This window comes from Nitrosospira sp. Nl5, from assembly GCF_900102495.1.
In the GTDB taxonomy this organism is placed as follows: Bacteria; Pseudomonadota; Gammaproteobacteria; order Burkholderiales; family Nitrosomonadaceae; genus Nitrosospira.
In genome coordinates this window covers 51,081-72,331 of the sequence record NZ_FMVQ01000001.1, presented here as the reverse complement: position 1 = coordinate 72,331, position 21,251 = coordinate 51,081, and the positions used below count along the sequence as shown (strand labels likewise).

Annotated in this window: 19 protein-coding genes and 1 tRNA gene; 14 read left to right on the top strand and 6 right to left on the bottom strand. The window is 51.3% G+C overall.

The window, feature by feature from the left end:
- Window positions 1-79: 79 nt before the first annotated feature.
- Window positions 80-1,222, bottom strand: coding sequence for an MFS transporter (locus BLP45_RS00380; RefSeq protein ID WP_090368700.1), 1,143 nt, complete (start codon window positions 1,220-1,222; stop codon window positions 80-82).
- Between the two features lie 268 nt (window positions 1,223-1,490).
- Window positions 1,491-2,015: a PRC-barrel domain-containing protein gene (locus BLP45_RS00370; RefSeq protein ID WP_090368696.1), complete on the bottom strand. Its 525-nt coding sequence runs from the start codon at window positions 2,013-2,015 to the stop codon at window positions 1,491-1,493.
- A 463-nt stretch (window positions 2,016-2,478) separates the two neighbouring features.
- Here BLP45_RS00370 and egtB point away from each other — a divergent pair, with 463 nt between their 5' ends.
- The 4 genes from egtB to mnmC all read left to right on the top strand — a co-directional run bounded on the left by egtB (window position 2,479) and on the right by mnmC (window position 7,728).
- Window positions 2,479-3,792, top strand: coding sequence for an ergothioneine biosynthesis protein EgtB (gene egtB, locus BLP45_RS00365; protein WP_256327616.1), 1,314 nt, complete (start codon window positions 2,479-2,481; stop codon window positions 3,790-3,792).
- Window positions 3,789-4,742, top strand: a complete 954-nt coding sequence (egtD, locus tag BLP45_RS00360) for an L-histidine N(alpha)-methyltransferase (protein ID WP_090368692.1) — start codon at window positions 3,789-3,791, stop codon at window positions 4,740-4,742. The genes egtB and egtD overlap by 4 nt, the downstream gene beginning before the upstream one ends.
- 180 nt (window positions 4,743-4,922) lie before the next feature.
- On the top strand, window positions 4,923-5,675 hold the full coding sequence (locus BLP45_RS00355; RefSeq protein ID WP_090368690.1) for a TerC family protein: 753 nt from the start codon (window positions 4,923-4,925) through the stop codon (window positions 5,673-5,675).
- A gap of 154 nt (window positions 5,676-5,829) precedes the next feature.
- Window positions 5,830-7,728 carry a bifunctional tRNA (5-methylaminomethyl-2-thiouridine)(34)-methyltransferase MnmC2/FAD-dependent 5-carboxymethylaminomethyl-2-thiouridine(34) oxidoreductase MnmC1 gene (gene mnmC / locus BLP45_RS00350; RefSeq protein ID WP_090368688.1) on the top strand — a complete coding sequence of 633 codons (1,899 nt, stop codon included), beginning with the start codon at window positions 5,830-5,832 and terminating at the stop codon, window positions 7,726-7,728.
- Between the two features lie 56 nt (window positions 7,729-7,784).
- Here mnmC and BLP45_RS00345 read toward each other — a convergent pair whose 3' ends face one another.
- From BLP45_RS00345 to BLP45_RS00335, 3 genes are all read right to left on the bottom strand, one after another.
- Window positions 7,785-8,780 carry a carbonic anhydrase gene (locus BLP45_RS00345; protein ID WP_256327615.1) on the bottom strand — a complete coding sequence of 332 codons (996 nt, stop codon included), beginning with the start codon at window positions 8,778-8,780 and terminating at the stop codon, window positions 7,785-7,787.
- Between the two features lie 706 nt (window positions 8,781-9,486).
- The gene (locus BLP45_RS00340) at window positions 9,487-9,702 is read right to left on the bottom strand and encodes a hypothetical protein (RefSeq protein ID WP_143002356.1); all 216 of its coding nucleotides are present in this window, start codon (window positions 9,700-9,702) and stop codon (window positions 9,487-9,489) included.
- Window positions 9,703-9,806: 104 nt separating this feature from the next.
- A tRNA-Arg gene (locus tag BLP45_RS00335) sits at window positions 9,807-9,883 on the bottom strand.
- A 295-nt stretch (window positions 9,884-10,178) separates the two neighbouring features.
- On the opposite strand from BLP45_RS00335, the gene BLP45_RS00330 reads away from it, so the two are divergent.
- Window positions 10,179-10,535 (top strand): DsrE family protein, encoded by a 357-nt coding sequence (locus BLP45_RS00330; protein WP_090368684.1) that lies wholly within the window; start codon window positions 10,179-10,181, stop codon window positions 10,533-10,535.
- A 56-nt stretch (window positions 10,536-10,591) separates the two neighbouring features.
- Here the strand turns inward: BLP45_RS00330 and BLP45_RS00325 are convergent, their stop codons facing one another.
- Complete coding sequence (locus tag BLP45_RS00325; RefSeq protein WP_256327614.1) at window positions 10,592-11,611, bottom strand: zinc-dependent alcohol dehydrogenase family protein; 1,020 nt, start codon at window positions 11,609-11,611, stop codon at window positions 10,592-10,594.
- Between the two features lie 416 nt (window positions 11,612-12,027).
- Here BLP45_RS00325 and BLP45_RS14725 point away from each other — a divergent pair, with 416 nt between their 5' ends.
- From BLP45_RS14725 to BLP45_RS00280, 9 genes are all read left to right on the top strand, one after another.
- Entirely contained in the window at window positions 12,028-12,477 is a 450-nt protein-coding gene (locus BLP45_RS14725) for a DUF4336 domain-containing protein (protein WP_218117912.1), read from the top strand.
- A 176-nt stretch (window positions 12,478-12,653) separates the two neighbouring features.
- On the top strand, window positions 12,654-13,097 hold the full coding sequence (locus BLP45_RS00315; RefSeq protein WP_256327613.1) for a DC-STAMP domain-containing protein: 444 nt from the start codon (window positions 12,654-12,656) through the stop codon (window positions 13,095-13,097).
- Entirely contained in the window at window positions 13,094-14,392 is a 1,299-nt protein-coding gene (locus BLP45_RS00310; protein WP_090368682.1) for a relaxase/mobilization nuclease domain-containing protein, read from the top strand. Before BLP45_RS00315 ends, BLP45_RS00310 begins: the two co-directional genes overlap by 4 nt.
- A gap of 119 nt (window positions 14,393-14,511) precedes the next feature.
- A complete protein-coding gene (locus BLP45_RS00305; protein WP_090368680.1) occupies window positions 14,512-14,754 on the top strand; it encodes a type II toxin-antitoxin system ParD family antitoxin in 243 nt (80 codons plus the stop codon).
- Window positions 14,755-15,048 carry a type II toxin-antitoxin system RelE/ParE family toxin gene (locus BLP45_RS00300; RefSeq protein ID WP_090368678.1) on the top strand — a complete coding sequence of 98 codons (294 nt, stop codon included), beginning with the start codon at window positions 14,755-14,757 and terminating at the stop codon, window positions 15,046-15,048. It abuts the gene before it with no gap.
- Window positions 15,049-15,292: 244 nt separating this feature from the next.
- On the top strand, window positions 15,293-15,481 hold the full coding sequence (locus BLP45_RS00295) for a methylation-associated defense system helix-turn-helix domain-containing protein MAD1 (protein ID WP_090368676.1): 189 nt from the start codon (window positions 15,293-15,295) through the stop codon (window positions 15,479-15,481).
- Window positions 15,474-17,087 (top strand): type I restriction-modification system subunit M, encoded by a 1,614-nt coding sequence (locus tag BLP45_RS00290; protein ID WP_090368674.1) that lies wholly within the window; start codon window positions 15,474-15,476, stop codon window positions 17,085-17,087. Before BLP45_RS00295 ends, BLP45_RS00290 begins: the two co-directional genes overlap by 8 nt.
- Window positions 17,088-18,371 (top strand): restriction endonuclease subunit S, encoded by a 1,284-nt coding sequence (locus tag BLP45_RS00285; protein WP_090368672.1) that lies wholly within the window; start codon window positions 17,088-17,090, stop codon window positions 18,369-18,371.
- Window positions 18,368-21,250, top strand: a complete 2,883-nt coding sequence (locus tag BLP45_RS00280) for a type I restriction endonuclease subunit R (RefSeq protein ID WP_090368670.1) — start codon at window positions 18,368-18,370, stop codon at window positions 21,248-21,250. The genes BLP45_RS00285 and BLP45_RS00280 overlap by 4 nt, the downstream gene beginning before the upstream one ends.
- Window position 21,251 lies beyond the last annotated feature (1 nt).

Below are 21,251 nucleotides of genomic sequence, written 5' to 3'. Positions count from 1 at the left end.
GAATTCAGGATTATCCCATAACGCGGCAACAAGAAATAGATGAGAATATCCAAGGAGCTTTTAACTCCTGCCTTTTACATCATCGATCAACGTTCATTTTCCACATTACCAATCCCAGGCCAAGTAAAACGGCCACCGCGCTTATGGTGAATGTAAGTGCGGGCCCCAGTCCCTCCCAGATGTAACCGCTGAATATGCCCCCAAATGCGCCGCCGAGCCCAAATGTCAGGCTGGTGTAGAGAGCCTGCCCCTTAGCCTGATGGCGCCCGCGAAAGAAATGATGGACCACCATCATCGCCGCGGCATGATGGGCGCCGTAGGTCGCGGCATGCAGTATTTGTGCTAGCAATATCATGGCTGGCCATTCCACCCCCCAGCCTATCATCAAAAAGCGCGCTATCGCGCAAATGAAACTGAAAGCCATAATCTGCTTCAGGCAGAATCGATGCATGAGTTGCGGCATGAGAAAAAACACGCCGATTTCGCAAATCACGCCCGTAGCCCACAACCAACCGACAATGCTCTTGCTGTAACCATGCTCCACCAGATAAATCGAATAAAAAGTGTAATAGGGCCCATGGGCGAGGGCCATCAAAAAGCAGGCGGCAAAAAAAGCCAGCACCTCCGGCCGTTTGAATATCTGCCGTACAGACAAACCCTCGGCAGGGTGAAGCATTATTTCGGCTTCAGGAATCTGACGGGAACAAATTACGATACCCAGTTTGAATCCCAGCACTGCCCACAATAATGCGGTGATATCTGTGGCATCAAGCAGATAACCGACAGCTATCACCGCGAAAATAAACCCGAGCGAGCCCCACGCTCGAATGCGCCCATATCTGGCAGTACTTTCACCAAGATAAGAGAGCGTGGTCGCCTCGATCAACGGCAACGACGCGCTCCAGAAAAAACTCATCAACGCCATCGTTGCGGCCATCCAGGCGAACGATTCTCCAAAAAAGACTCCGCAATAGCTTATTAATCCCGTAATCGCAGCCAGTTGCACGATCAGCAGCCGCTTACCGGTGTGATCGGCAAGCCAGCCCCACGCGGTCGGCGCAAATACGCGCGTGACATGCAGCAGCGACATCAGCACACCAATCTGGAAAGCGCTGAAGGAAATAGATTTGAGATACAGGCTCCAGTAAGGAGCAAACGCGCCGATGAAAGCGAAATGAAAAAAATAAAAGCCGGAAAGCGACCAGTACGGAATGGGATGCATCCCGCCGATTTTAACAGGCTACAGGAGCAAACAGATAAACGCCCAACCGCATCGAACCGTAGGGGCAATCAACGCATTGATCGTGCATTCAAGGCTAACGGCCATGACAGATCAGATCATGTCGATCGATGGGAGGATGGGAGTGTTGCTGGAAAAAAACACTTAAACAGATGTTCGACCATCATTAGAAAAAAGAGGCAAGATAATCTTGCCTCTTTTGTTCGCCTAATGTTCGCCTAATTCTTGAAAATCAGCGGCGCCAGGGCTTTTATTTATGAACGTAATCTTCAGTATCATTTTTTACGCTGTCAGTTCCCACTGGGGCCACCGGTATGATTCTTTCGTCGTTCCTGTGAGCTGGCGTCGTGTAGTCCTTGGAGGACTTGGTATCCATATATGACGTTGTGCCATAGTAGGAATGGATGGTATTTTGCCAGGTCGGGTCCGCCATATCCGGCCAATTATCCTTATCGAAACCCGGTGCGGATTCGAGGCGTTCCTTATCCACCTTGAGCAGGAAACGCTTGTTCACGGTATCCAGGGTCAGTGCGCTCCATGGCACCGCGAACAGCTTGTTGGCAATACCGAGAAATCCCCCGAAAGACAATACCGCATAGGCAATTCTGCCATTGTTGACATCCAGCATGATTTCCTTGATATCCCCCAGATCTTCTTCCTTATGGTTGTAAACATCGTCTCCGATAAGCGTATCCGCACCCATCAAGCGGGGTCCCGGCCCCTTTTCGTCGTAGTTTTTGTACATGCCATAGGTATCGCGATCTTCGTAGCTCATGTTTATCTCCTCTAAATGTAGTATTGAGAAATCCTCGTTACTGCTATATGCCCGGCGAAGAAATCCAATCGGGTAAAAGCGTTTCAGGCCGATACAGGATGCGCGATCGATCAAATACGGTCAGTGCGGTAACGTACAAAAACAAGTTTTTCTGACATTCTCTTCACAATACTCACCAACCGCGTAAAGCAAAGCAACGCGAGCGTAAGCAGTAGATGACCTGCGGGACATCCCGCAGCTGAATGATTCCTTACTACTGATATCGATGGAGGGCAATAACGCCGCCGCTGCTGGAAGCTGCTATGTCTGCCAGCGCACAGAATGAGCATTAATGTTAATAGAAAATGCAAAAAAATGGTCATCTGAAACCGCAGGGCAACTTGACCTGGGATATTTGAACCTGAATCCGGCAACCGAGCGCTCGCCGGACGTAGATTAAAAGCCTTGAGGAGATGAGTTAACCGTGATCAAAACTTCCCTCATGCGTACCGAACGCGCGTCGCTTTCGCGAAAATGGCTCGAGCGATATGATGAGGTGCGCAATCAAACGTTGAAGCTGGTTGAAACTCTCGGGCCGGACGATCAAATGGTTCAATCCATGCCGGACGCCAGCCCGGCAAAATGGCATAGTGCACATACGACTTGGTTCTTCGAGACCTTTATTCTGGCTCCGCACATGCGGGACTACGCTCCCTTCGATGCGCGCTTCGGTTTCCTGTTCAACTCCTACTACAAGCGGCTTGGAAATCATCCCAATCGCGCCATTCGCGGCACCTTTTCACGCCCTACGCTCGATCAGATTCGTCATTATCGGACTTATGTAGACAGCGGCGTCCGCGAACTACTTGCGCGTGAAGCTTCTGCCGAGACGTTACGATTGCTCGAATTGGGACTGAATCATGAGCAGCAACATCAGGAACTGATCATTACCGACATCAAGCATGCATTCTGGACCAATCCGCTACGGCCCAGTTACCAGCCCAGTCAGATGCAGGCCGTCGAGTCTGGCGGCGCACCCCTGGCGTGGTGCTATTTCGACGAAGGTATCTATGAGGCTGGACATGATCTGCGCGGTTTTGCATTTGATAATGAGTTGCCGCGGCATCGCACCTATATAACGCCCTTTCGTATCGGCTCTCGCCTTGTGACCAATAAAGAGTATCAGGCGTTCATGGACGATGGTGGTTACACGCGGCCGGAACTATGGCTGTCGGACGCATGGGACCACGTTTCCGGTGAAGGCTGGACAGCGCCGCTCTACTGGGAGCGGACAGAGGATGGGTGGACTCAGTTTACTTGCAGAGGCACCCTGCCATTGAATCCCAATGAACCGGTCTGTCACGTCAGCTTCTACGAAGCCGACGCATTCGCTCGATGGGCAAATGCGCGGCTTCCGACCGAGTTCGAATGGGAGGTGGCCGCAGGCTTCGCCGGGAATTCGGCCATGACGTCCGGAAACCTGCTTGAGAGCGAGACATACCATCCGCGCCCAGCCACGGCGCAGGCGGGTCTGCAGCAGATTTTTGGAGACGCCTGGGAATGGACAGCAAGCCCCTATTCCGCATATCCCGGTTATTGCCCTCCGGCAGGCCTTGAAGGGGAATACAACGGTAAATTCATGTGTAATCAAATCGTGTTACGCGGCGGTTCCTGCGCCACGCCGGCATCGCATATACGTAAATCTTATCGCAATTATTTCCCCCCGCAGGCGCGTTGGCAGTTTTCCGGCATAAGATTGGCCCAGGATGGGCTTGCACGTGATAGGACAGACTCATGATCACGTCTGAATTGAGCCCCCTATCGTTGATCGCCGGGGACGTGCTGGAGGGTCTGTCCCGCACGCCCAAAATGCTGCCGCCGAAGTTGCTTTACGATGCGCAAGGCTCGGCCCTGTTTGAACAAATCACGTGTTTGCCCGAGTATTACCCGACACGGACGGAAGCAGCCATATTGATGACACATGCCGATGAAATATGCTCCCGGCTCGGCCAGAACGTTTCTGTTGGTGAACTTGGTGCGGGCACCGCGACCAAGACGCGCATCCTGCTGCGCTCATTGCTGCGGCGGCAGCCCAGCGTCAATTATTTTCCGCTCGACGTATCCGACGCTGCATTGCAATTGGCCAAAGACGAAGTGGAAAAAGAATTGGAGTCGGTGAATGTGCATCCCCATGTCGGAGATTTCGAAGACCTGACATTTCTGGGCCGGCAAGCTCCGCCACGCCTGGTTCTGTACATTGGCTCGAGTATTGGTAATCTGGAACAGGAAGATGCCATTTCCCTGCTTCAAAGCATCGCGCGGCACCTATCTAGCGGAGATCAGCTGCTGCTTGGGGTGGATCTTGTGAAGAATAGCAACGTCATGCATGCGGCGTATAACGACAGTGCCGGAATAACCGCCTCGTTCAACAAGAACCTTCTCGTCCGGATTAACCGCGAACTCGGCGGTCATTTTGAACCGGATGCTTTTCGCCACGTCTCATTCTGGAACGAGGCCGCATCGCGGATTGAACTGCATCTGGAAAGCACATGCCCCCAGTCCGTGAGGGTAGACGCCCTTGATAAAACCCTGCGGTTTTATCAGGGTGAACGTATCCACACTGAAAATAGCTATAAGTACACCGTGGAGTGCCTCGAAGGACTGCTTCACCACGGCGGCTTCGAGGTCGCGCATATCTGGACGGATCCCGATTGCTGGTTCGCCGTAAGCTTGGGCGTCATCGCATAAGCTCGCCCAGACCTTTTTCCCGCTACCGCTGCGATATCAGTCCCTGAAAACGACGCGGGATATCCGTGAGCTTAAAGCGTTAGAGCTTTATGCGACGATGACGACGTCTGGCGTAAGAGGAACAGGAATGGGAGAATAGCGGCATTCAAAATAGTGATAACTCCAAAATAGGGGAAGCTGATGTTCGAGTGGCTGACTAGCCCGGAAGCATGGATAGCATTGGTCACGCTAACCGCCCTGGAAATCGTGTTGGGGATAGACAACATTATCTTCATCTCCATTCTTGTCGGGCGCCTTCCCGAGGCTCAGCGCAATTTCGCAAGAAGAGTGGGCTTGAGCCTGGCGATGATCACTCGCCTCGGTTTGCTGTTCTCCATTTCATGGGTAATGAGCTTAACCAAACCGTGGTTCACGGTATTCAGCAACTCGATTTCAGGGCGTGATGTCGTTCTGATAGGAGGCGGCCTGTTTCTTTTGACCAAAGCAACGCATGAAATACACAACAGTATCGAAGGTGTGGACAATGCCGGCAACAAGGCTGTTGCCGCGGCAAGCATGGGGATGGTGCTGACGCAAATTGCCATTCTTGACATTGTTTTTTCGCTGGATTCGGTAATAACCGCGGTCGGCCTGGTCGAACATATTTCGTTAATGGCGATTGCTATCATTTTGGCTGTGCTGGTTATGTTAATGGCGGCCAAGTCGATAGGGGAATTTGTGGATAACCACCCGACGATCAAGATTCTTGCCCTTGCGTTCCTGATACTGGTAGGAGTCACCCTGATAATCGAAGGTTTCGACGTGCATGTCCCGAAAGGATATATTTATTTTGCCATGGCATTTTCAGTCAGCGTGGAGTTTCTCAATCTTCGAATGCGTAAGAAAAGCGCGGAGCCGATCAAGTTACGGAAGTCTATAAGTGACATCGAGTGATGGTTAGTATGTATTACCGCCGCTACCTGCCATCAACCCGGTCCTCATCGATTTACCACGGATTCCGAAGGGTTTCACTTCGACGATCTTCATCATCCGAGTTCAGTTACGAAAATGATTTTTGACGAAACCGCATGGCTTAATCCTCCCATAGATGCTTGATTGGCGGCACGGGCAGCCGTATTCCAGCCGCTTCGGCGATGTTTATTTCTCAAGCGATTCCGGACTGGCGGAAAAACGCCATGTTTTTCTGCAAGGCAATCAACTGGCCGAGCGTTTTGCCGCATTGTCGAGCGCGGATAAATTTGCCATTGGCGAGACAGGATTCGGCTCCGGGCTGAATTTCTTATGCGCCTGGCAGCTATTCGACGCGGCCGCTCCACCCGGAAGCAGCCTGGATTTTTTTAGCGTCGAAAAATATCCACTTGATGAGCAGGATCTGACCGAGGTACTGGCGTTGTGGCCAGTGTTGCAGCGGTACACTGATGATTTTATTGCACGCTGGCATCGCCGCGTACCCGGCTGGAATCGGTGGAGCTTTGCCGGTGGACGAATACGCCTCACGCTAGTGATAGGCGATGTAGCCGAGGCGCTGCCTGAAGTCCGCGCAGGCATCAATGCATGGTTCCTCGATGGTTTCTCGCCCGCATGCAATCCCGAAATGTGGACACAAGCTGTGTTCGAGAATGTCGTACGGGCATCTCGGCCAGGCGCCACGTTTGCCACCTATACTTGTGCCGGCTGGGTACGGCGCGGCTTGGAACAAGCCGGATTTCAAGTAAGCAAATTTCCTGGCTTCGGCCGCAAACGCGAAATGCTGCGAGGCCGTCTTCCCGGTTCGCCGCTCACGCAACCTCCTCGCCTCACGCCAGCAACCGCCATCGTTATCGGCGGGGGTGTAGCTGGTTGTGCCGTTGCTTCAGCACTGGCGAAGCGTGGAGTCGCCGTTACACTCATTGAACACGCGCCGGCCCTGGCTGCGGCAGCGTCGGGTAATCCACGCGGCATACTGCATACGCGCTTGAGCGCAGGCATGAACCTGCTGCAGCGCTTCGTGCTGGCATCCTATGGGCACGCGCTTGCCTTGCTGGATGAAGCATTGCCCATAGATGGATTTGCGCGTGCGGAATGCGGAGAGCTGCAACTGGCTTTTTCCGCGAAGGAGGCGAAACGCATAGACAAGCTGGCAGCGCTCGGCTGGCCGCCGCATGTATTGCGGCGCGTGGACGCAGCTGAAGCATCCGGGCTGGCCGGTATCGAGTTGGCATATGGCGGTCTGTGGTTTCCCGCCGGCGGCTGGCTGGTACCGCCCCGGCTGTGTGCGGAACTGGCAGCGAGCCCGGGTATCGTGCAGCGCACCGGCCATCGCGTCGAATCCCTGATGGCGGTAGATGCTGGCTGGCGTGTGGAAGGAAAAGATCAGCGCGAGCAGGGATGGGTCTGCGAAGCTCAGGTAGTGGTAATTTGCACTGGATACCAGGTGAAATCGTTTGCGCCATGGGCAAATTTCCCGCTGACGCCAGTGCGGGGCCAAATCACGATGGTACCTGCCACACCGGATAGCGAAAAGCTGCGGACGATCTTATGCGCCAACGGATATCTCGCTCCATCATCCGCGGGGCTGCACGTGCTAGGGGCGACGCACAGCTTTAGCGATGAGTCGATTGATGTGCGCGCATTCGATCACGTCGAGAACTTGTCCAAGCTGGCGGAAATATCTCCGGCCCTTGCCAAATCGATAAATACCGATTCGTTGGATGTTCGGCAATTGGACGGCCGCGCATCGGTAAGAGCTTCCCTTCCCGGCGCCATGCCCCTGGTGGGCGAATTGTTGCCAGGACTCTATACCAGCCTGGGCCATGGCACGCGCGGCCTGCTAACCGCCGGGCTTTCAGGCGAATTAATTGCTGCGGCCGCATGTGGACAGTTGCCGCCTTTGCCATCGGCTGTGGCAAACACGCTGTCTCCTGCTACCAGGCTTGAGAGATTTCAGAGACCGGACGCAGGCAAACGAGGGAAAGCCAATACTACATGCCGGACCAGATCGGACTGAAATTCATCAATGGCTATGACCATACCCGACTAAACGCCTATCTTGTTCACACAAACTTATGCAAAAGAACCCGTAAGGCCCTCTTTCGCCACTCGCCGCCTTACAATAAAACCCATCAGGCCCAACCCGGCCAGCAGCATTAAGTAGCTTTCCGGTTCCGGGACCGCGGTGACAAGCATCGGTTCACTAGCGGACATAACTTTGCCATCGAGTAACTGAATTTCATGAGCATCCCCATGCGGAATCAGACCCAGTTCGGCCTGTAGCAAGAGGTCGGCTTCCAGTGCGGGATCCGTAGTCGCAAACCCCGGTACATCAGTGAGGATCACTCGACCGTTGAGCGGCTGGGCCTCGCGAGTATTTCCGTCCGGGAAGAGCGCATTGAAGGCATCGATCTGGCCGCCGGACAGATTTAACGGTTGAGCCAGCTGGATCCAATTCACGCCTTCCGTAAAGGGCGGCGTAGTTAGGGAACCGGTATAGCGGAACGATTCAAGATTGCCTGGGAGAAGTGTATTCAGGTTGAATGAAGCAATATCGAGCTGTTCTGTTGTAGTCTGGGGCAAATGAGAGAAAATCGGGTCTAATGCACTATTGAACGCGCCTTCCTCGATCCATCGGCTGACTACAAGAAGGTGATCCTGGGAATCGCTAAATACCAAGTGCATCTCCATATCGGATGCGTGACCATTTAACAAATGCTCTGAAGGCGCGTGAAAATGAAACTGGGCCAGATCCCACTTGTTTCCGGAAAACTTCAGGCTTCCCGCATCAAGAGGAACATTGGCTCTGATGGTTTTTTCCTCATCGGGCGAGCCATTATTGATCACGCTCAGCGGGGTGCCGGAACTGAAATCAAATTTCAGTGCCGGTAGCTTCTGGAAAACGGCATTCTCTGAACGGATATCGACAGGACTTTGGGATTCCATGACGGCGAGCATTGCGGCAATCGAATCTTGCCCCTTTTCGGCTTTCGCATCAGGTAATGCTAGCAAGAAAAAGGCGGAAACTATCGGAACCAGTTGCAACGACCGTAAGAATGACATTTTCATAATTAGAATCCTTAAAAAAATGATGTTTGGTATCGAAGGAAAGAAATTGCGTTATCGATATAAACAATACGATAAATGCTGAATATCGCTTTACCATGAAAGGCTCGTGAAAGCACCGGTTCATGCTGCCGGGTGCAATAAAGCTGGTAACCCTTCGTGTATTCACCTTAATCAGTTATTTCGAGGCTCCGGCCGGATTCTGTTCCAAATCAGGCATTGCGACAGAACGCTTTTTATTCCCTCATGCTCCAGAAAGAAGGAGACGACGTCCCGGTATGTGGAGAGAATGAAAACAGCTTACGCACAAAGTGAGCTGGGATAATTAAGGCTGGGATAATTAGACAACGAAATGCAATCGCCAAACAACTGTAAGATCTTACAGGGTAGTAATGGCAGATTTTGCTGGGGAGGTTTTTATAGGCGGGTTCAGTTTTCCAGCGCTGTAATTTCGGAAAAACCAGGCGGATCAGCGGTTTCCCTTGTCGGACGGGACCCTTCGCGATCCGACCACCAGTGTGTACGGCAATCCGGTTGTTTGTTAACACATCACGAGCGCAACGGCACCAACAACAGGGAACCTGCCGATAATGTTATCGTAACAGTAGTTAGGGGAGGGGGACGCCGTCAGCGCAAAGTATAAGAAAAGTTGCTAGGCAGCGTTTTATGCCGCCCTTATATCGCATTCTGTCATACACAGGCTCACCAATCAGTCTTTCGACCTCATCCGAATGTTTGCTTGCGCCTCCGCCTTATTCAGGGCAGAGATGTGACGTCCGAATGCATCCCGTGTTTTCTTGTCTCCCTGGGCACTCTTGATGCTGCGCTCACATCGCCAGCGTTTACCCGTCTTTGTGACGACCAGGCGCATTTCGTCGCGAGAATGTTGAACGTGGCAGTGGTAGCAATAAATATTGGCAGGCATAGTTGTATCGTTGGATTTCATCTATGTAAAAATACTCGGAAGTGATCCAGCACGCTCCGGAAAAAGAAAAAGGGGACAGACTTGTTGCCCACCCCCTTGTTTTATGGCGCGCCCGGCAGGATTCGAACCCACGACCCCTTGGTTCGTAGCCAAGTACTCTATCCAACTGAGCTACGGGCGCTGTGTTATTGGCAATTATACCAGACTGGCGGGTCATCAAGTCAAAGCGAACTCTGCTCGGCCGGATATTTTCCAGAAATTCCCATTATGAAGGACTTTACAGCGATTATTAGCATTTTCAGCATTTGATCGGCGCAATTGCTCATCTATAATCGGAGGAAGAAACACGCTGCACTGCCTTGACTTGCACACGTTCGTGCATGGTATTAGGAAAAAAGTGTCCGCCAGATCCAGGGCAGCACACCACATTTCGATTATTGCCATCTACCCACATCAACATATGAAAGGATACCGCTATGCAATTTCTCATTTCCGGAAGCCGTGGAACAGACGATCCAACAATGGCGACCCTGCCTTTCATGGCAGCGAAAACCGCGCGCGAACAAGGCCATGATGTGGTTCTTTTTCTATGGAACGAGGCAGTGACCTTGGCGCGCCCGGGAATTGGAGACCACATAACAGGTGTCAACTTGCCACCCCTAAAAGATGTCCTGGCGGCGGTCCAGGCGGCGGGTATTCCAATATGGGTTTGCGGTGCATGCGCCGCGGCGAGAAAGATTGGAGAAGCCGATCTCGTATCCGGAGCAGTGATCAAGGCCATGGGAGACTATATCAAAGCTGTGGCGGAGCGGGAAAGATGCGTCGCGTTCTGATGCCATGCGCCACAAAACGGATAGAAGCTGCTATCTGCAGTCGCCGCTTTGAAAGCCTAAAGATCTGGTATAAGGATCGCAGCGCCTGTCAAATTTCCTTCCCGTAGCCTTGTCAAAGCGGTATTGGCCTGGTTTAACGGAAAGGATTCCGTCGTCACTTTGACAGGTATTTTCGGCGCTAACGCCAGAAATTCTTCAGCATCCCGGCGAGTGAGATTGGCGACTGAAATCAGCCGTTTTTCGCGCCATAGAATGTCGTAGGGGAAAGCAGGAATATCGCTCATGTAAATGCCGCCACAGACGACGGCTCCACCGGGACGAATAGCGCGCAAGGCGGTTGGCACCAGAGCGCCCACCGGCGCAAAGATAATAGCGGCGTCGAGTTCTTCGGACGGTACCTCATCCGAACCACCTACCCACGCCGCACCCATCCTGCCGGCAAAATCTCTTGCCGCCGCATCGCCGGGGCGCGTAAACGCAAATAATTGGCGTCCCTGATAGCGCAGGATTTGGGCCACGATATGCGCCGCGGCGCCGAAACCGTAAATTCCAACGCGATTGGCATTTTCAGTCATTTTAAGCGCACGATAGCCGATTAATCCGGCGCATAACAACGGCGCCGCTTCGATATCACTATACATATCGGGGATGCGGAAGCAATAACGCGCGTCAGCGACGGTATATTCGGCATAACCGCCATCAATTTGGTAACCGGTAAATCTGGCACGCGGGCAGAGGTTCTCGTAGCCACTGCGGCAATAGCGGCAAGAACCGCATGTCCAGCCCAGCCAGGGGATACCGACCCGTTCGCCAATCGAAAAATCACGAACGTTTGCTCCACAAGCCACCACGCGTCCAACGATTTCGTGGCCCGGAATAACGGGCAATTTTAGATCAGGCAATTCGCCGTCAATAACGTGCAAATCAGTGCGGCAAACGGCACAGGCCGCTATCCTGACCAGCAATTGATCCGCGCCGGGCTGGGGGCGTGGCAAGCAACGCATGTGCACGATTTGTCCCGGCTCATCCAGCACCATCGCCTGCATGGAATCGCTTGGCTTCTCGCGTGGCATCATCAATCGTTCCAACTGTAGTCTATCTAACGGACTTTAGGCTACTATCCGTTTAGCCTGTCTGCATTATCAAGTCTCGAATCGATAGCATGATCTGCCGTTCATCGCGTCGAGATCGAACAATGAACGACAAGACCAGCACCACCTATCCGCCACTTAACACCGTCAAGCCCGTGGCGCCAAACCTCTGCATCGTCGACGGCCCGGTTATTTAGTTTGGCATGCCCAGGCCAGAAATGCCTTTTCCCACCAGAATGACGATTATCCGTCTCGCCTGCGGCGGCCTGTTTGTGCATTCGTCAACGTGGCTGACGCCGGAACTCAAAGTCGAAATCGCAAAAATGGGAACTCCGCGCTGGATAATCGGGCCGAACCGCATCCACTATTGGTGGATTCCAGAATAAAAAAGGTGTTTCCAAATGCAAAAATCTATCTCGCGCCTCGCATTCGCGAGCAAGCCGGCGCCGCATCGAGTTGATTCCCTTGCCCTGGACAGCGACAACGGTTATCCATGGGATGCCGAAATCTCCACACTGCCTGTTGCGGGAAGCTATATGACAGAGGTTGAGTTCTTTCATTATGCAAGCCGCACACTTATTTTGACAGATCTCATCGTGAATTTTGAGCCCCGGAAGATAAACTCATTGATCGTACGCTGGCTGACACGGCTTGGCGGCGTACAGGATCCCGACGGCCAGATGCGGCGGGACATGCGTCTAACCTTCTCCAGACAGAGGCCACAATTGCAGGCGGCAATCAAGAAAATGATCGCCTGGAATCCGGAACGCGTCATTTTGGCCCACGGACGCTGGTATGAGAAAAACGGAACAGACGAGTTGCGGCGGGCTTTTCGATGGTTACTGGATTAGCGTCAGGGTCTGAAGTACTGTTAAACGACCGCCTATACTGGCATGTGCACGGCATCCATAGATTAGTGCTGAATGGCGGAGACGGAGTGTGAAACTTCGAACCAGCTTCTGGAAATTCTAGAGGAATGGAACGACTATCTCAAGAGTAATGTTTCGTATTATCAGGAGCCGTCACCATGAGCGGCTTCAACAATATTCCATCAGCAGTTCAGGCATTCTCGGCTGCTGCTGCACCCCTACCCAAGAAATCTAAACGGCGTTATACGCCTCCGTTTTCCCTGCGGCTTACCGTCGAGGAACGTAGACGGCTGGATGAACTGGCTGGAAATCAGCCGCTGGGGTCGTATATACGTAATCGCCTTCTCGGCGAACAGACTGAGAAGCGCCGTAAAGTCAAAAAACCTACGCCTGACACCGCCTTGCTGGCTCTGGTCTTGGGTGAATTCGGTCGCTCGCGGCTGGCCTCCAATATCAACCAGCTCGCCAAAGCGGCCAATATAGGAACACTGGATGTAACACCCGAAACGGAGCGTGAGATTGCACAAGCATGCGCGGAAATCCAAGCCATACGCATGCTGTTAATCACAGCGCTGGGTGTAGCGCCGGTAGAAGATGAATGATTCTCGTAGGCAACCAGCGCGGCGGAGCCAAGGATTTGGCCCAACACTTGCTCAAGCAAGAGAATGAGCATGTCGAAGTTCATGAAGTGCGCGGGTTTGCCTCGCATAATCTCATGGCGGCCCTCAATGAAGCTTATGCAATCAGCCGCGCCACCCGCTGCAAACAATTTCTATTCTCCTTAAGTCTTAATCCACCCAAGAGTGAGAATGTTTCGACCGAAACATTCAAGCAGGCTATAGACCGAGCCGAAGAAAAACTGGGACTGAACGGTCAACCCCGGGCCATCGTTTTTCATGAGAAGAACGGGCGCAGACATTGCCATGCAGTGTGGTCACGCATCAAGCTTGAGGAAATGAAAGCGGTACAGCTCTCTTTCTCCAAACGGAGATTAATCGACTTATCGCGTGAGTTGTTTCTGGAACACGGCTGGACGATGCCAGAAGGACTTAAGCACTCTCATGCACGCGATCCACTTAATTTCACCCTAGCGGAGTGGCAGCAGGCCAAGCGCATCGGCAAAGACCCGAAACAGATCAAAGCGGTATTTCAGGAATGTTGGTTGCTTGGTAAAACCCAAAACGCTTTTGCCCATGCACTGAAAGAACAAGGATATATTCTCGCCCGTGGCGACCGGCGCGGCTTTGTCGCGGTGGATCACCGGGGCGAAGTGTTTGCTGTGTCCAAATGGGTGGGAATCAAAACCAAGGAAGTACGCACCCGTCTCACCGATGAAAAAAACCTGCCATCGGTCGATGAAGCCAGAATCCAGATTGCCAAAGATATGACGGCACGGCTGAGTACGCTCTCTCAAGAACAAATGACAGTGTTTACAACCCGCCGGGCTGAGCTGGAAGAAAAACGGCAAGCATTGGTACGCCAGCATCAGGCTGAACGGCAAAAATTAAACGAAACCCAGCAATCTTTCTGGCAGCACAAACAGCAGGAATGGCGAAGCAGTTTCAATAAAGGCATTCGCGGCCTGTTTGACCGCCTCACGGGATTGCGCAAGCAAATCGAAGAACGCAATGAACGAGATTCATGGCAGGTCACAATGCGTCAACAGCAGGAACGCGACGCGCTGATCTTTGCGCAGCTAGAAACCCGCCGTACGCTGCAAGCACGCATCGAGCGGCTGGAAGCACTGAAGTCTTATCGGATGGACGAGCTGGAACACGATAGATCGCAATACCAAGCGATGCGCGATCAGCGCGTCGAACAGCTTGAGACACAACGCCAAGAACAAAATCGGGACCGCCCCCAGCCTCGCCAGCGCGGCCTCGACTGGACACGCTAGAAAGTTTTCAATATTGCATACTTGCTTGGTACAGGGCGGTGAACCGTTCATAATTATATTGCCGTTAATACCAATAAATATTATAATTGGGTATAAAGATTGGATTTATAGAGGAAACCATGCCGGTACAGAAAAATACCAGCGTCACGCTGGGCGAGCATTTCGAGAAGTTTCTCGCCTATCAAATTGAATCCGGGCGTTACGGCTCAGCCAGCGAAGCGATACGCGCCGGTCTTCGCCTGTTGGAAGAACGTGAGGCCAAGTTGGAAGCACTGCGCCGCGCTCTGACCGAGGGCGAGCAAAGTGGCCCTTCTGATTATTCCCTGCAAAACATACTGGATGAACTGGAAAGTGAAGACTAGATGGGGACGTTCATCCTCACCCAGAAAGCCAGGGAAGACTTGCTTGCCATTGGCCGTTACACGCGCAAGCAATGGGGCAAGGTCCAGCTGAGACGCTATCTGACCCAGCTTGACAGCGCCTTTCATGATCTGGCGGACAAGCCCGGTCTGGGTCGGGCATGCGATGATATCCGGGAAAATTATTTCAAATACGGGGTTGGCAAGCATGTGATTTTTTACCGTCTCACCCGAAAAGAACGGATCGAGATTGTCCGCATCCTGCATGGCCGTATGGATATCGAACAGCATTTATAGTTCTGTTTTCCGTTAACGGCCCTGATTCTATTGCCACCGAAGGTTAAACTGAGAGCGCTTGCATGACGTATCCCATTATTTCCACTTTCCCACTAAATAATTTATATCTATAAATCGACCACTTGCACCCAGCGATAGTTCAGCGAATGCGAAGATGCCCTTATAAAGTCCGATAGCGTCTTGTCCTTTCCCGATTTTTCCCGTATTTTGCCCAATATTACCAATCCCAACAACCCGGTGAGGAATGACAAGCGAGATCATGACGATCAAGGAAGTCGCCGTGTACCTAAAGATCACGGAGAAGACCGCATACCGCCTTGCAGCCGATGAGAAAATCCCCGGCTTCAAAGTGGGTGGAGCATGGCGGTTTCGTAAGGACGATATAGACAACTGGACGCGAGAGCACACAACGGGGCGCAAGAAGCATGGTTAAGAAGAGTGAACATCTCGATATAGGCGCAATGGAAACATGGCTGTGGGATGCCGCCTGTTCGCTCAGGGGGGCTCAGGACGCGCCAAAGTATAAAGACTTCATCTTCCCTTTGGTGTTCTTTAAACGCCTATCAGACGTGTTTGATGATGAGTTTACGCAATACATCGAACAATTCGGTGATGAAAATATTGCGCGTGAGATCGTTGAACAGGACCATGCGGACGCGCTCAAAAACAACCGGAAGCCGATGGTGCGCTTCTATATCCCCCGTGAATATAGTTGGAACAAGCTGCGCAACTATGGCCAGCAATCCGGCGATAGCGGGGGAAAGAAAAGAACGCTTGGCGAGTTTGTAACCGATGCGATGCGCGAAGTAGCGCGTATGAACCCGGACTTGCAAGGCGTTGTCGATGTTAAGGATTACAATGAGCGGCAATCAGGTCAGCGCACGATCGATGATGACCGCCTTGCCAAACTGATTGAGGTGATCAGTCGTCACCGTTTGGGATTGAAAAACGCAGAGCCGGACATTTTAGGCCGCGCCTATGAATACCTGCTACGCAAGTTCGCAGAAGGACAAGGCCAGAGTGCCGGGGAGTTCTTCACGCCGAAAGAAGTGGGCTGGCTTATGGCGCGTATTCTCGATCCGAAGCCGCGTACAACCGTTTATGATCCGACATGCGGCTCAGCCGGGCTCTTGATCAAAACCCGCCTTCATTACGAAATGGCACACCCGGCTAAACGGGCGCAAGCACCAAAGCTGTATGGGCAGGAAGCGATGGCCACAACCTACGCAATCGCTAAGATGAACATGTTTCTGCATGATTACATGGATAGTTACTTTGCGATTGGCGACACGTTCCGCAGTCCCGGCTTTGCCGCCGAGGGTGCGGGACTGAAACGCTTCGATTACGTGGTTGCCAATCCGATGTGGAACCAAGGCAAAGACAGCCTTCCCTACCTTGGTGAAGACTTCTATGCCAATGACCGTTACAACCGCTTCATCAAGTTCCCGCCAGATGACAATGCAGATTGGGGATGGTTACAACATATCTGGGCTTCGCTTAATGATACTGGACGGGCGAGTGTTGTGCTTGATACAGGTGCAGTTTCACGAGGCTCAGGCAGTCAGAACAAAAGCCGCGAACGTGATGCGCGGCAATATTTTGTTGAAAATGACTGGATCGAGGGCGTTGTCCTTCTGCCTGATAACCTGTTCTACAACACAACGGCGGCGGGTATTCTTGTCTTCTTGAACAAAGCCAAGCCGAAAGAACGCAAAAACAAGATCATATTGATCAATGCCAGCACGTACTTTGATAAGGAAAAGCCGAAGAACGTGCTGCGAATTGGTGATGACATTGCCAATGTGGTGAGTACATTTCAACAATGGAAAGAAATCGATAAGCTCAGCAAGATCATAACTCTGAAAGATGCCAAGGCAACCGATTACAATCTAAGTCCATCACAATATGTAGAAAATGGTGAGGCTGCATCACACCGCTCATTACCACATATCCTTGAAGATTTAAACCGTGCCCGTGCAGAGCGGGAGCAAGCTGATAAAGAGCTGGATGATCTTTTGAAGAAGTTGAAGGTGGCTTAAATGAAAAGTTGTGAGCTTCCTAAAGGCTGGAAAAGGACGACAGTAGGCGAAGTCTATGACTTCACTAAAAAGCCGCGTGGCCGTTCTTACTCTGAAAAAGTTGCCTTTATACCTATGGCTCTAATCCCGGAAAACTCATTGGAAGTAAGTGAACATGAGCTAAGAAACCTTGAAGATATAAGCAGTGGAACATATTTCGAAGAAGACGATCTTCTTGTTTCCAAGATAACGCCCTGCTTTGAGAATGGCAAACAAGGCATAGCAGTAAATATACCAAATGGCTATGGTATCGCCACTACAGAAGTCATACCCGTGAAAGGAAGGGCTGGTGTTAGTAACATTTATTATCTTGCAGGTCATATAAAAAGACAATCTGTCAGAGCTTATCTAACAGGAAAGATGCAAGGATCAACTGGTCGCAAGCGACTAAAGCAGGATGCTCTTGAAACATTGGAACTTCTTCTGCCTCCTATAGAAGAGCAGGAAGCCACTGCAAAGACATTGAAGGCTGTGCAGAGAGCCAAAGAAGCGCGAGAGGCGGAGCTTGCCTTGGAGCGTGAGCGCAAAGCCGCATTAATGGCCTATTTGCTCACGCATGGCACTCGCCGCGAAGCTCTCAAACAAACTGAAATCGGTGAGATGCCAAAAAGCTGGGATGTTTGTTCTCTGAAAAACTGCGCAGAAAAGCCGGAGTATGGCTATACGGAAAGTGCAAACAACCATCCCGTCGGGCCAAAGTTCCTAAGAATAACTGACATTCAAAATGGCTATGTAGATTGGAATAATGTGCCTTATTGCGTTTGTGATGAAAGAACATTCACAAAGAAAAGGTTGATAAAAGATGATTTGGTGATTGCTCGAATAGGGGCAACAACGGGAAAGGCCTTTTATATCTTTGATTGTCCAGATCAAGCGGTTTACGCGTCTTACCTTATTCGCGTAAGAGCACAGAAGAATGTTATGCATCCTAAATATTTCGCGCACTTCGCTGAAACTCCCCTTTATTGGGATCATATCAACAAAAACAAAGGAGGAAAGCTAAAGGGAGGGGTGAATATACCCATTCTGCAAGCTATGAAACTCCCTCTTGGATCGCTGGAAGAGCAAAAAGAAATCGTCGATATACTAGATGCGCAAGAAAAGAAAATACGTGCGTTGATAGAAGAGATGAAAGTGCTTAATGAGCTTTTCCATTCCCTGCTTGATGAACTTATGAGCGGTAAGTTGTCGGTTGAACCGCTTCTTGAACCTAAGAAGGTCGTTAAGAAAAAGGTGGCCGCATGAGTGAATACAGCGCAGTTCAAGAGCCCATGCTGAAATACGCCGATCAAATTGGCTGGGGCCGCGTGAGCCAAGAGCAACAACTGGAATGGCGTGGCGGGGAAGAAGGTTTGTTCTTCCGTGATGTGTTGCGTGAACAACTGCTTGTCTTGAACCCCGGCATTATAACGCAAGGCAATGTTGATGAAATCATTCGCCAGCTCTCGCTGATCAAGCCTACGATTGACGGAAACCGTGAGGCTTTGGGCTGGTTGAAAGGTGAGCAATCTGTATTCGTTGCCAGTGAGAACCGTGAGCGCAATGTGCGCGTCATCGATTTTGGCAGCATCGAAGATAACAAGTTCCATGTCACCGATGAATGGTGGCAAAAGGGTGTGGCCTTCCGTAACCGGATTGATGTTGTGTTCCTGATCAACGGCCTCCCGGTAAGCATGTGCGAAACCAAGGCGGCAGAAAAACGCGATGCGCTGGAGGTGGGCATTACGCAAATCCGCCGTTACCACCGCGAAACGCCGGAGATGTTTACCCATGCGCAGATGTTTGAGGTGACCGAGCTGATCCGTTTCTTCTATGGTGTAAGTTGGGGCGTAACGCGTAAGGGGCTCTTCAGCTGGAAGCTCGATGCGCAGCCGGGGCAGACCGACAACTATGAGAAGACGATCAAGAGCTTCTTTGACCGAACGCGTTTCCTCAATATCCTGCAACATTATATCGTCTTCTTGACCACGGAAGATCAGCTTACCAAAGTGATCTTGCGCCAGCATCAAACCCGTGCTGTGGAGAAAGTGCTGCAACGGGCGCAGGAAGAAGACAAATACCGGGGCTTGGTATGGCATACACAAGGCTCCGGTAAAACCCTTACCATGATCACGATTGCGGTGCGGCTGATCCGTGAAGCACCGGGCGATGTTAAGCCTACCGTATTGATGTTGATCGACCGGAACGAGCTGGAAGGTCAGCTTGATAAAAATCTCGATGCTTATGGGATAAAGACCTATGAAGTCGCCAAGAACAAGAAAGAGCTGCAAAAGTTCTTGTCTTCGGATTATCGCGGCCTGATCGTTTCCATGATCCACAAGTTCGACAAACTCCCTGCCAATATCAACACGCGGGATAGCGTTATCGTGCTTGTCGATGAAGCGCACCGGACAACGGGCGGCAAGCTCGGAAACTATCTTATGGGCGCATTGCCGAATGCAACCTACATAGGCTTTACGGGAACGCCGATTGATAAAATCAGCAAGGGTGAAGGCACGTTCAAAATATTCGGTACGGATGATGAAATCGGGTATCTTGATAAATACCCGATTGCTGAGAGTATCGAAGACGGTACGACATTGAAATTGAACTATGCGCTTGCGCCTTCTGATCTCACCGTTGACCGTGCGACACTTGAAAAGCAGTTCTTGCTGCAATCCGATGCCGAAGGTGTAAGCGATATTGAAGAGCTGAATGCCATACTCGACCGTGCCGTTGAACTGAAAGAAATGATGAAGACGGATAAACGGGTGGATGAAATCGCTCGGTTCATCGCGCAGCACTTCAAAGAGAATGTTGAACCAATGGGCTTCAAGGCGTTCTTTGTGTGCGTTGATCGTGAGGCTTGCGTTCTGTACAAGAAAGCTCTCGATAAATACTTGCCAGCCGAATATTCCGTTCCTGTCTATTCAGGGGGGCACAACGATGATGATGATCTTCGTGCCTATCAGCTTTCCGATGTTGAAGAGAAGGATGTGCGTAAGCAGTTCATCCGCAAGAACACGCAGCCGAAGATATTGATCGTCACGGAAAAGCTATTAACGGGCTTTGATGCGCCAATCCTGTACGCGATGTATCTTGATAAGCCTATGCGCGATCACGTCTTGCTGCAAACGATTGCACGGGTAAACCGTCCTTATGAAGATGATGAAGGGCTGATCAAGCCATACGGGTTTGTTCTCGACTTCGTGGGTATCTTTGAGAAGTTAGAGAACGCTTTGGCATTCGATAGTGACGTTGTCGCGGCCTGTATCCAGAATATCGATGTCTTGAAGCAGCTCTTTGAAACCATGATGAATGAGCGCGGGAAAAACTATCTTCCGCTTGCGCAAGGATTTGACGATAAAGCCAAAGACAAGGCCATTCAGCACTTTGCAGAGCAAAAGGTCAGAGACGAGTTCTTCCGTTTCTTCAAAGAAATGCAACGGGTGTTTGATGTTCTCTCCCCTGATCCGTTCTTGCGGCCTTGGTTAGAAGACTTTGAGAAGCTGGCCGCGCTCTACAGTCTGATCCGTAATGCTTATGATCCCAAGCCTTATGTTGATAGAGAACTCACAGAGAAAACTCGTAAGCTCTTGCGTGAGCATACGGGCTTTAGCGGCCTAAGCTTGCCGGGTGAAATCCATGTATTAGGACCGGAAGAGCTGCGCTTGATCCGCGATGCAGGAACATCCGATACAACAAAAATCCTTAACCTGAAAAAACTGTTAAGGACGATGATCGATAACGATGCCCGAAGCAAACCCTTCCTGATCTCTATTGGTGAACGTGCTGAGCGTTTGGCCGAAGCGTATGAAAGCCGACAACTTACAACGCAAGAAGCACTGAAAAAATACCTGGAACTCGCGCAGGAAACCGTTGATGCAACGGAAGAGCGGAATGAGCTGGGCGTTAATGAAAATACCTTTGCGATTTACACCGTGCTCAGAGCGGTTGGTGCTACGGTTGAAGTTAATCAAGCGATTGAGATAAATAATCTCTTCTTAAAGTATCCTGATTATCTCTGGAACACGATGGAGAAGAACAAGCTACGTGCAGAGCTTTACAAGGCGTTGCTTGCGATTGTTGGGAAAGAGCGAATGATAGATGTCGCCAATACGTTACTCAGGCTGCAAAGGGTGTGAT